Genomic DNA, 11554 nt, shown 5'->3' with positions numbered 1-11554 from the left:
ATGATATAATCTTAACAAGGTTAGGAGGGTGTTATGACGAAACAATCGATAGAGCAGAGGGTTGATAAAGTGCGCGGGTCAATGTTGGGCGGGGCAATTGGTGATGCGCTTGGCTATCAAATAGAGTTTGAGCGCGACATAGTGCCGAGATCAACGACTCGATTCACGGATGGAATTGGTGTGATTTCGGACGATACGCAGATGACGCTATTTACAGCTTGCGGACTTTTATGGCGATCTACGCGCCTACAAACGCGTGGCATAGCGCTACTTCCATCAGAGGCGATATATTTGGCATATTTGGATTGGCTTGATACGCAACAAAAAGCTGGACAGGTCGAGCACACACCAGTAGCTTGGATAAAAAATATTCCAGAATTAAACGCCGTGCGAAGTCCAGGAATGACGTGCCTTGATTCACTTTCCTCAGGAGAGATGGGAACATTAGAAGGCGGTCTCAATGGCAGTAAAGGCTGCGGTGGAGTTATGCGAATTGCGCCAATTGCCCTGTATTGCAAAGAAGACGTTGTTGGTGAAATTTCTGCCAAATCTTGCGCGCTGACTCACGGACATCCTCTGGCAATTCTTTCCGCATACGCGCTGGGATATATAATTTATTACGCGCTGGACGGAAAATCGATAGAAGAAGCCGTGCAAATCGCAATCCAGAAAATGAATGACTGGACTACCGAGAAAGTTTATGGAGATCAAGATCCTTTTGAGATTGGTTGTGATAGCGAAAAAGCCGAGCTAACCAAACTGTTTAACAACGCCGTTCGCTTAGCCAAATCTGACGTTGAAGATCAAGAAGCTCTTTATCAACTCGGAGAGGGTTGGGTCGCCGAAGAGTCGGTTGCGATTGCTATTTATTGCTCGATCAAGTACCAAGATGATTTCGAGGAGGCGATCATCGCGGCGGCAAATCACGACGGAGATTCGGACTCAACGGCGGCAATAACTGGAAATATTGTTGGAGCGAGGGTTGGTTATAAAAACATACCGGATTATTACAAAGATAATATTGAACTCAAGGACGTAATATTGGAAATTGCAGATGATATGGCAAAAAATATGCCGCTCAAAAAGATTGACGACAAACACCTTGAACCGACGGATGAATGGCTGAATAAATATTTATACTTGGAAAAGAAAGATTAGAGTCCGGCGCGTCTTATCGATCGGCGAAGTAAGCATAAAAATTAGTAAAATCTGATATGGTACTAGCATTTTCACTTCACCCATGCTATAATTAGCCAAGACGTTTTATAAAATCTAACGAGTAAAGAGATGGCAAAGAAGAATACGAAACGAAAGCTGATTGGTTTGGTGAGTAACTTGAGCAACCACCGAACTTACTATACTACTGTTAACACCCAGAACCGCACCACAAAAGGTCAGGGTAAATTGACACTACGTAAGTACGACCCAATTGCAAAGCAACACGCTACTTACACCGAGACTAAGAAAAACCTTGGTCGTAACGAAGTTAAAGCTCGTAAAAGCTAATTTAACAGAATTATACAGAAACTCCCTCGCATTCAGAGGGAGTTTTTATTTGGCAAGGATATTTGGCTATTTCCTCAATCGAGATTTCATATCACGAATGGTATTCATATAGTAAAGAAAAGCGTCGTACGGCAAATCATACGGGCTAAAATAAGCATGGACGTCGCCGTCAGCAAAATTCTTCGTTCCCATGTAATAGAAGTGGTCTGAAGTTTGCAATTTTCGCCAATCGCTAATTAGACCTTCGTCTTTACTGTTCAAGACCTCATCTTCAAGCTCATAGACATATCGCAAAGCTTCTTTCTGCAGGTTGTTTCCGTTCCAAGCCGTCAAATCCCGCTCGGCGTCCGCCCACGTTACAGGCGACGGCATACTTATTTCACCAGCAGGCGCATTCGCGTCCAGCGCCTCGCTAACGGTATAGAAAGTATTGCCACTAACGCTCAGCCATTTATCAACAAATTCCTCAAAGAAGCCGAAAATCCCAGATTCCGCCCATTGATGTTCGCCGAAAGTTTCATAGTCCATAAACAGGTTAAGCAGTGGCGCGTAACGAACAGAATCTTCCACCCAAGTATTAAACTTATCCGCGGTCAGCGGCCATTCGTTCCATTTTCGATCACTGAACCTAAACGCTAAATCATCACTCAATCGATAATTCTTAAGCAACAATCCAATTTTCTTCGTGCCTCTTGGGCGATATACATAATTCGGACTGCGCCAATTTAGAATCGGATCCCAGCCCTCAGCCAACACGCCCTTAAAGCCGTCCTGCTCAGCCCATTTCGCCAAGTCGTCGCTATATGCCAATTCTGTATTTGCCAAAACTCGCGTTTCTGCACCAAAAATCTCGCGAATCTTCCAGCGGTGAAGTTCAACTTGACGCTCGAACTCCTTGCGCGAATAGAAAAACGCCAGACTGTGATGATACGGACTTGATAAGATTTCCACTTGACCAGTTTTCACTAGGCGCTTGAAACTCTCCAAAACCTCAGGATTAAACCTTTCGGCTTGCTCTAAAAACGTTCCACTAAAACTCAGCGAGATCTTAAAATCAGGATATTTTTTTAACAATTTTTCAAGCAAAGCATTCATCGGCAAATACGACTTTTCTGCAACTTTTTGGAATATTTTTTGATTGTCCTGATCTGGATTTTGACCGCCAGAGAAATAATTATGCTTCCAAGCCACGTCAAATATACTATACTCGCGTATTCGCCACGGTTGGTGTACATGTAGATATAAAACTATTCCTTTATTTTTATTCATACCAGCGCTCCTTTGTACAGTTTCAGACATTTTCTAGCGGCGTCTTGCCAGGAAATTCTTGCGTATTCATTCTTAACGTTTTTCTTCAAAGATTTCTGTAAGGCAGGTGATTCAGCGATATTAACAATTTCATCCGCCAATTTATTCACATCCCAATAGTCAAACCGCATAATATTATTCAGAACCTCGCCAACGCCAGATTGATGACTAATAAGTAACGCCGTATCATGATGCGCCGCTTCCAAGGCAGTCAAACCAAATGGCTCAGAAACCGAACTCATCACAAAAACATCAATCAAACAGTAAATATCTCGCCACTGTTTTCCGCGCACAAATCCCGTAAAAATCATCTTATCGCTAATCCCTAAATCTGCCGCCAGTTCAATCAGCTCATCTCTTTGCTCGCCATTTCCAGATAGAACAAAAACGATTTTCTCATATTTTTCAAGTGCCTTCGCTGCGGCCCGCACAAAATACGTCAAACCTTTCTGAACCGTGAGTCGCGTCAACGCGCCAACGACCGTATAGCCGTCCTTCTTCAATTCCTCCAAATACCTGTAAGTACTGGCGTCATATTCATGCGGCGGCAAATCAGCCAAATCAATCGCGTTATAAACCACCTCAATTTTCTCTGGCGGAATGTGATAATTCTTAACAATTATTTCCTTCGTGATTTCACTAACGGCGATTATCCGATCAGCCATCAACAAGCCTTGTTGCTCAATCTCGTGAACTAGAGGATTCCCAGACTGCTCGCCAGAACGGTCAAATTCCGTCGCATGAACGTGCACAATTAGCGGCGCGCCCGTTATTTCTTTGGCAATTATTCCAGCTTCCATCGTCAACCAATCGTGCGCGTGAATCGCGTCAGGCTGATGATTTTTCACAAACTTCCGAACGTATTTACCGTAACGCCTCTGTACGGCACGCATTGGCGAAAGACCATACTCGTCCTTGGCGTTTTCACGATCTTCCTCCGAACCGTTATTGTATGCACCCAAATCGTGATAATTCGGCGGCAAAGGAGTGGCTGAATAGATATTCATATAGTCAATTCCAGGATGCTCGGCGGTGTAGGGAATGATAAAGTCGATATCAACGCCCTCCGAAGCAAGCGCCTTCGACATCTGATAGCAAGCAACGCCAAGTCCGCCACTATTGTGCGGAGGAAGTTCCCACCCAAGCATTAAAATTTTCATCTCTGAGTTAATTGTAGAACTACGCTTATGTTTTTTCAAGAGATTTTGGGATCTTTTTCACGAGTTTTTTTATTTTTCACAATTTTAACATTTGCGACAAAGCTAATTCGTGATAAAATGGTTGCTATAGGAGTGTAGCTCAGGTGGCTAGAGCACTGGTCTCCAAAACCAGGTGTCGGGGGTTCGAGTCCCTCCACTCCTGCCAAGATTCTCGCTTGAAAGAGAATCTTTTTTATTAGTCAAAAATCTGCTATAATTTCTCAATATGAAACCTTTATCACCTTCACTTCCGCATATTATCGCCATGGTTGGTGCGCCAGGTTCAGGGAAGACACAATTCGCTGTAGAATTTGCGAAGATTTTCAATTCTCCAGTGGTAAGTTCTCGACAATTTGAAGTTTTTACGGACAATACAAAAACCATTTCTGACGCAACATTATCGCTTTTGGAAGAATTTTTGAAGACTAAGCAAACTGTCATTTTGGACGGATCAACAGATCAGCGCACGAATCGTATGCGCATCAATCGCCTTGCCAGGGAATATGGATATAAAGTCCTATTTGTTTGGGTGCAAACCGATCCCGCCACAGCCAAGCATCGCTGGATAAAGGCTTACGGCGGAAACGATGAATCTTTCGAACGACGACTAAAGCAATTCTCAGCGCCGCACAGCAGCGAATCTTACGTCGTGATTAGCGGTCGTCACACCTTAAGCAGTCAAGCTCGCACTGTTCTTAAGCAGATCGGCGCCAGTCGCCCAGAAGCTCCACGCCGCCCAATTGCCGGAAATCGCATTAGCATAGGTTAGTCATGACAATTATTACCGACGAAGAATTCGGAGAAATTGTCGTTAAAAAACGCAGCCTGGCGAAAACTGTTAGTTTGAAAATTGCGCCAGACGGACGAATACAAATTACAATGCCGCCATATGCGCCGCTGTTGGCTGCAAAGGCATTGATTAAAACCTCTCGAAAGCAAATCCGCGAATTAGTTTCTCAATACCGAGAAAAACTTTCTTATACGGAGAATCAGCAGATCGGCAAAAGCCATCATTTATTAATACAAACGACCACGAAACCTTCGAGCGCGAAAATCGTCGGAACGCAGATATTGGCAGAAATCAACGAGGCGGAATCCGTCGAATCGGCCGCAAACCAACAACTTATCCGCAGCAAAATTCTGGCAGCTCTCAGAAAAGAAGCCAAGTCATATTTACCAAGGCGACTGTCGTTTTTAGCGGAAGAACACGGCTTTTCTTTTGCTCGGAGTAAAATCACGCACTCGTCAAGTCGCTGGGGAAGTTGCTCTTCATCTGGGACGATTAGCTTGAATATCGGAATGATGAATTTGCCATTTGAGCTGATTGATTACGTAATTATCCACGAATTATGTCACACCAGGCATATGAATCACTCGACGAAATTCTGGGACGAAGTTGCCAAATTTGACCCGCATTATAAAATGCACCGAAATGAATTGAAAAAATATTCGCCATACATATAGAAACGTATATGCTTATGTTATACTTTAGCTATGTGGGCGCTAATTTTTCTATTGATCACTCTGAGTGTTGTTTTAGGTGTTATAGCTATTGTTTTACATAAAATATTGTCGGAAATTAGCGATAAATCTGATTATAAAAATGATAAAAAAAGCCTCAGCGAGCACCAAAGAATGATTACGCTTATCAATAATATTACCGACGCAATTCTCAGTACGGACGAACACGGAATTATCAATACATACAATTCGGCGGCACTTAATTTGATTGACACGAACAGCGGAATTAACGGCGAACATATCAGTCAGGTGCTGAATCTTGAAACGACGGATAAAAAGCCGATTGACATTTTTAAGGAACTCACCAAGTCTTCCGCAATTCGCCAGCGCGACGACGTTCTGATGAAAATCGAAGATGACGATTATATTCGCCTGGAAGTTACGCTTGCGCCAGTTCAGGGCGGCGACAAGATGACGCCGGACGGATATGTACTTATCTTGCGTGACATTACGAAGACGAAGAGTCTCGAGGAGGAGCGCGATGAGTTTATTAGCGTAGTTAGTCACGAATTACGCACGCCAATTGCTATTGCTGAAGGCTCGCTGAGTAACGCCAAATTGTTGGTCGAGCGTAAAATGACTAGCAAAATTCCTGAAGCCATCGACGAATCTCATAAGCAAATTTTATTCTTAGCGCGAATGATCAACGACCTCAGCACATTATCACGCGCCGAGCGAGGAGTGGCTGATGAAACAGAAATAATCGACGTAACAGAGTTGGCGGCTCAGATAAATTCCGAATATTCACCTCAGGCGAGCGAAAAAGGTTTGGCTTTCAATTTGGATATCGGCGGGCGACTTGGCGTAGTTAAGGTTTCTCGTCTATATCTGGAAGAAATTCTCCAAAACTTCATCACCAACGCCATTCGATATACACAAAAGGGCTCCATAACTTTATCAATCAAGAAAAATAAATCTGGCGAAATCACCTTCAAGGTTGTTGACACGGGAATTGGCATTAGCAAAGCCGACATGGCAAAAATTTTCGACAAGTTTTACCGCGCAGAAGATTATAGAACTCGCGAGACGAAAGGCACGGGATTAGGTCTATACGTTTCCGCTAAGTTGGCGAAGAAATTGGGCTGTAAAATTGAGGTAGAAAGCCGATTAAACCACGGATCGACGTTCGGATTCAAGCTGAAAGAGTTCAAAAATAATGACAAATAATATTCGGTCAACTTGTTTTTTTGACTCGGATGAATTACAATGACTATTGACAGTCTGTGAAAAACAGACTTTTTAAATTGGGAGAAAATATGGCACAGAAAGGCAAAGCAAGCAGCAAAACTACGGTTCGTCGAATCAAGGCTACCGACGACGCGCCAAAAAAAGAAAAAGCTGTAGCGAAAAAAATCAATAAATCAACAAAAATCACCACAAAAGCGTCTAAAAATTCTGACGAAAAAGGTGGATTGATTGGATATTTTAAGGGCGCTTGGGAAGAGTTGAAGCTAGTTCGCTGGCCAACCCGCTCAGCAACTTGGGCAATGACAGCGGCGGTGCTTATCTTCACCTTTGTGTTTGTCGTTCTGATTTTATTACTTGACGCCGCATTTAACTGGGGCTTTAACCAAATTTTGAAGTAAAGGAGAGATTATGAGTTCAAAACGATACGATGATAGTCAGCAATGGTATGCAATTCATACCTATTCTGGCTACGAAGAAAAAGTTGCTGAATCAATCCGCCAGCGAATCAACGGCGTTGATATGGCTGATAAGATTTTTGACGTTATCGTGCCAAAGGAAAAGCAGATCCAGATTCGCAACGGTAAGCGTAAAATTGTTGAAGCTAAAATTTTCCAAGGCTATGTCTTGGTTGAGATGAAATTGACTGACGAAACTTGGTACATCATCCGCAACACGCCGGGCGTTACGGGATTTGTGGGTGCCGACACTACGCCAACTCCAGTTTCTGAAAAAGAGATTGCGAAGATTAAGAAGCGAATGGGCGTTGAAGAGCCAAAGCATCAGATTGACTTCTCAGAGGGTGAAGTTGTTTCAATTATCGACGGTCCGTTCAAGGGCTTTGATGGCGCCGTGAGCGAAATTGACGCGTCTAAGGGTACTTTGAAGATTATGGTCAGCATGTTTGGCCGTGACACTCCAGTCGAGCTGGACGCCCTGCAGGTTAAAAAAGTTTAGCTTGCAATTTTAAGCATTTTTCGATATAATATTCGAGTTACGCACTACAAACTATAAGGAAGAACTATGGCAAAGAAAATTATTGGTAATTTGAAATTACGCATTCCAGCCGGTCGAGCAACAGCAGGTCCTCCAGTGGGATCAACGCTTGGTCAGTGGGGACTAAACATGATGGACTTTATTAATCCATTCAATGACGCTACAAAAGACATGATGGGTAAAGACGTAATTGTTCACATTCAAGTTTACGAAGACCGAACATTTACTTGGAACTCACTTGGTCAACCAGTTGACGATATGATTCGTGAAAAAGCTGGAATCCAAAAGGGCAGTGGCAAGCCGCACTCGGACAAGGTCGGTAAGATTACTCGCGCACAATTGCAAGAAATCGCTGAGGCGAAAAAAGACCAATTGAACGCAATCGACATCGAAGGCGCAATGAAAGTTATCGCCGGATCAGCACGCTCAATGGGCGTTGAAGTCGTCGACTAATCTACAGAACTTTTAGCAAATAGCCCCGAACTTCTCGGGGTTATTTTATGGTAAGATGTAATAAATGATTGTGAAGAATATTTTAGATGACAGCGCAATTTCCGCGCTTAAAAATGAGCAATTGATAATTGCTAAAACTGATACGATTTATGGAATATTAGCCGCTGCCAATTCAAAAAAAGCCGTCGAGAAATTATACGAAGTTAAGCGGCGCCCCTTGAATAATCCGGTCATTATTTTGGTTGCAAATATTGACGACATTCCCAATCTCACGCCGTCGATCAAACACAAATATCAAGAAATCTCCAAAAATAGACCGACAACAATCGCCACCAAAGTGAGTCCTGATTTCCTGCCACATCTTCCGAGAAATGGCGGAACATTGGCATTCAGAGTCGTGCCAGAATCTCCGTTGGCAGAGTTAATTCGAACCGTCGGTCTTTTGGTCGCGCCCAGTGCAAATCCATCAGGAGAAGAACCGGCAAAAAACATCACCGAAGCGATAAATTACTTCCACGAATTAGTGCCGATTTATGTCGATTCTGGAGAAGTCGCCGATACTCAACCGTCACAAATTGTCCGAATCAACGAGGGCGGGGAAATTGAGTTTTTAAGAAGATAATCCTCGAATAATTATCAAAAATCGCCAAATAAAAAAGACTTCCTCTGAATTATGGGGAAGTCTTTTTGCGCGAGTTACTTCACAAACGGATGTGCAATCTCCAAATCTGGACGCTTTTCCGCAATTCTCAGCAGCTCGTTATACTTAGCAATTCGCTCTGAACGCGACATCGAGCCAGTCTTAATTTGACCCGTACCCAAACCGACCGCCAAGTGAGAAATCGTTACGTCCTCCGTCTCGCCAGATCGGTGGCTCATCACCGTATTCCAGCCAGCATTCTTCGCCATCAAAACAGCCTGAATTGTCTCAGTCAATGTGCCAATTTGGTTCGGCTTGATTAAGATCGCATTGCCAGCCTTTTCTTCAATTCCGCGCTTCAATCGCTCGACATTCGTCACCAAAAGATCGTCGCCAACCAATTGCGCAAAATTGCCCAAATCAGCCGTCATTTTCTCCCAATCTTCCCAAGCTTCTTCGTTCAATCCGTCTTCAATCGAGAGAACAGGGACGCGTTCCAACAGGGCTTTATACGTGCGAATCATTTCGTCAGCCGACAGAATTCGGTGTTCAGTCGCCAAGTTGTATTTGCCGTCCTTATAAAGTTCGCTCGCTGCAACGTCCAATGCAAAACCAAAGTCCACGCCTAATTTATAGCCAGCCTGCTCGATGGCGCGAGATAGCAACAAAATAGGCTCCATATTACCATTCCTAACATGAGGAGCGTAACCGCCTTCATCGCCAACCGTCGTAGGATAACCTTCATCTTTCAGGATTTTTGCCAACGCGTGAAAAACTTCCGCACTCATTCGAACTGCGTCCGCGAAAGTTGCCGCGCTAGTTGGGATAATCATATATTCCTGAAAATCAGTCGCGCCCAACGCATGCTGACCGCCGTTCATCACGTTGATCATCGGCATCGGCAGGCACATTGCAGGACTTCCAGCTAAGCTATTGACGTATTGATACAACTCCACGCCACGCGACTTAGCAGCAGCTTTCGCCACAGCCAGCGACACCGCCAAAATCGCATTTGCACCCAAGCGCGCCTTATTCGGCGTACCATCCAGACTCTTCATTTTTTCATCAATTGCGACCTGATCGAACGGATTAGAACCCTTCAAAGCCTGCGCAATCTCACCATTGACATTTTCGACCGCACGAAGCACGCCTTTACCGCCGAACGCCAACTCGCCATCCCGAAGCTCAACAGCCTCGAAAGAGCCAGTGCTTGCGCCAGACGGAACAGCCGCACGACCGAACGAACCGTCACTCAAAGTCACGTCCGCCTCAACCGTCGGATTTCCGCGCGAATCTAAAATTTGCCTTGCTTGTATGTTTGTAATTGTTATATCCATAATTACTATTTTATCAAACATTTGCCTCAATCTCTGAAAATATGGTATAATTTCACTATTATCAATCAATGCTGGGAGGCTGGTTTGTTAAGATGACAAATTGCCGTTCGTACCACAGAAAGGATTTTTATGGCAAAGAAAGCCGAGTTGCTAGAAAAAGCAGCAGAACTAAAACTATCAGTCAGCGAAAAAAACACAATCGCTGAAATTGAAGCAGCAATTGCAGAAGCTACCAATGAAAGCAAATCTCACGACAACAAAGACAAAGACGTTGTTGCTGAGCGCGAAGCTACTGTCGCTAAGTCTGGCAAACGTAGCCAAAAAGCTCTTGACGAAGCTGCTGAAAAAGCAGAGAAGGAAGCTCGCAAGGAAGCTGGCGACACTACTCCACAATCAGACGACGCTGAAGCTCACGTAAAGAAAGGTCCAAAGCCAGTTACTCGTCCACGCTTGGAGCGCCGCGGTAAAAAATATCAAGACGCTGCAAAAAACGTTGAAAAGAACAAATTGTACAGCTTAGACGAAGCTTTGAAATTGGCTACTGAAACCAGCCCAGTCAAGTTCGACGCTAGCGTTGAAATCCACATCCGCTTAGGCGTTGACCCACGCCAAGCCGACCAAAACATTCGCTCAACTGTAGCATTGCCACACGGTACAGGTAAGGATGTTCGCGTTGCTGTTTTCGCACCAGAATCAGAACACGCTGCCGCTAAAAAAGCCGGCGCCGACATCATCGGTGATGAAGAATTCCTAAGCCAATTAGACAAGGAAGAATTGAACTTCGACATTTTGGTCGCAACTCCACAGTACATGCCAAAGCTTGGTAAATACGCACGTTTGCTTGGTCCACGCGGTTTGATGCCAAATCCAAAGTCTGGCACCGTTGCTACTGACGTCGCTAAAGCCGTTTCTGAAGCAAAAGCCGGAAAAGTTGAATACCGCGTTGATAAGCAAGCCATCGTTCACTTGTCAATCGGCAAAGTATCATTCGGCGCTGAAAAATTGTCAGAAAACGCACGCGCATTCTTAACCAGTTTGAACTCCCAAAAGCCATCCAGCTTAAAGGGTGTTTACGTTAAGAGCGTTGCAATTGCCACAACTATGGGCCCTGGTATTAAAGTAGAGAACTCTCTGTAATATTTATATTTCAGGCAATTAAATCCCGTCGATTTTGGCGGGATTTTTGTGTTACTATTGCATTTTTCATTTTTTATGATAAAATAGTAAAGTCCACGCAGCTGATGTTCAGATTTCCTGATTTCCAGCATGGCTGGATAAGGACCTTAACATCTTCTGTACCTGACTCAACAAAGAAAGGATGGTGCGAAAATGCACCACCGTAACAGGACTCCGCTGGGGGTCTCAATCGTGGCGACCCTCGTCGCGATTCTTGCTATGTCCCTCTTCGG

At 44.2% G+C, this 11554-nt stretch carries 13 protein-coding genes and 1 tRNA gene; 11 read left to right on the top strand and 3 right to left on the bottom strand.

What is annotated here, in order from left to right; translation table 11 throughout:
* Positions 1-33 precede the first annotated feature (33 nt).
* Together LRM46_RS02975 and rpmG are read left to right on the top strand one after the other, a co-directional pair.
* Positions 34-1158 (top strand): ADP-ribosylglycohydrolase family protein, encoded by a 1125-nt coding sequence (locus LRM46_RS02975; protein ID WP_243812964.1) that lies wholly within the window; start codon positions 34-36, stop codon positions 1156-1158.
* Between the two features lie 129 nt (positions 1159-1287).
* On the top strand, positions 1288-1506 hold the full coding sequence (rpmG, locus tag LRM46_RS02970) for a 50S ribosomal protein L33 (RefSeq protein ID WP_129632843.1): 219 nt from the start codon (positions 1288-1290) through the stop codon (positions 1504-1506).
* 66 nt (positions 1507-1572) lie between these two features.
* On the opposite strand, the gene LRM46_RS02965 is transcribed toward rpmG, so the two are convergent.
* Both LRM46_RS02965 and LRM46_RS02960 read right to left on the bottom strand, forming a co-directional pair.
* On the bottom strand, positions 1573-2775 hold the full coding sequence (locus LRM46_RS02965) for a glycoside hydrolase family 57 protein (protein WP_243812963.1): 1203 nt from the start codon (positions 2773-2775) through the stop codon (positions 1573-1575).
* A complete protein-coding gene (locus LRM46_RS02960) occupies positions 2772-3974 on the bottom strand; it encodes a glycosyltransferase family 4 protein (protein ID WP_243812962.1) in 1203 nt (400 codons plus the stop codon). Before LRM46_RS02960 ends, LRM46_RS02965 begins: the two co-directional genes overlap by 4 nt.
* 128 nt (positions 3975-4102) lie before the next feature.
* On the opposite strand from LRM46_RS02960, the gene LRM46_RS02955 reads away from it, so the two are divergent.
* From LRM46_RS02955 to LRM46_RS02920, 8 genes are all read left to right on the top strand, one after another.
* Positions 4103-4179: transfer RNA gene (locus LRM46_RS02955), tRNA-Trp, on the top strand.
* 60 nt (positions 4180-4239) lie between these two features.
* Positions 4240-4782: a P-loop nucleotide/nucleoside kinase family protein gene (locus tag LRM46_RS02950; protein WP_129743944.1), complete on the top strand. Its 543-nt coding sequence runs from the start codon at positions 4240-4242 to the stop codon at positions 4780-4782.
* A 2-nt stretch (positions 4783-4784) separates the two neighbouring features.
* On the top strand, positions 4785-5477 hold the full coding sequence (locus LRM46_RS02945) for a YgjP family zinc-dependent metalloprotease (protein ID WP_243812961.1): 693 nt from the start codon (positions 4785-4787) through the stop codon (positions 5475-5477).
* A gap of 30 nt (positions 5478-5507) precedes the next feature.
* Entirely contained in the window at positions 5508-6701 is a 1194-nt protein-coding gene (locus tag LRM46_RS02940; protein ID WP_243812960.1) for a sensor histidine kinase, read from the top strand.
* A gap of 89 nt (positions 6702-6790) precedes the next feature.
* Positions 6791-7120 (top strand): preprotein translocase subunit SecE, encoded by a 330-nt coding sequence (gene secE, locus LRM46_RS02935; protein ID WP_243812959.1) that lies wholly within the window; start codon positions 6791-6793, stop codon positions 7118-7120.
* Positions 7121-7130: 10 nt separating this feature from the next.
* Positions 7131-7676 (top strand): transcription termination/antitermination protein NusG, encoded by a 546-nt coding sequence (nusG, locus tag LRM46_RS02930; RefSeq protein WP_243812958.1) that lies wholly within the window; start codon positions 7131-7133, stop codon positions 7674-7676.
* Between the two features lie 66 nt (positions 7677-7742).
* Positions 7743-8168, top strand: coding sequence for a 50S ribosomal protein L11 (gene rplK / locus LRM46_RS02925; RefSeq protein WP_129632624.1), 426 nt, complete (start codon positions 7743-7745; stop codon positions 8166-8168).
* A gap of 64 nt (positions 8169-8232) precedes the next feature.
* The gene (locus LRM46_RS02920; RefSeq protein WP_243812957.1) at positions 8233-8790 is read left to right on the top strand and encodes an L-threonylcarbamoyladenylate synthase; all 558 of its coding nucleotides are present in this window, start codon (positions 8233-8235) and stop codon (positions 8788-8790) included.
* 74 nt (positions 8791-8864) lie between these two features.
* Here LRM46_RS02920 and eno read toward each other — a convergent pair whose 3' ends face one another.
* Positions 8865-10145 (bottom strand): phosphopyruvate hydratase, encoded by a 1281-nt coding sequence (eno, locus tag LRM46_RS02915; protein ID WP_243812956.1) that lies wholly within the window; start codon positions 10143-10145, stop codon positions 8865-8867.
* Positions 10146-10595: 450 nt separating this feature from the next.
* Here eno and rplA point away from each other — a divergent pair, with 450 nt between their 5' ends.
* Positions 10596-11282: a 50S ribosomal protein L1 gene (gene rplA, locus LRM46_RS02910; RefSeq protein WP_129632827.1), complete on the top strand. Its 687-nt coding sequence runs from the start codon at positions 10596-10598 to the stop codon at positions 11280-11282.
* The last annotated feature ends 272 nt before the right edge of the window (positions 11283-11554 follow it).

The organism is Candidatus Nanosynbacter sp. HMT-352, from assembly GCF_022819345.1.
Classification (GTDB): domain Bacteria; phylum Patescibacteriota; class Saccharimonadia; order Saccharimonadales; family Saccharimonadaceae; genus Nanosynbacter.
The sequence above is the reverse complement of the archived record's forward strand: the minus strand, read 5'-3'. Positions and strand labels throughout refer to the sequence as shown.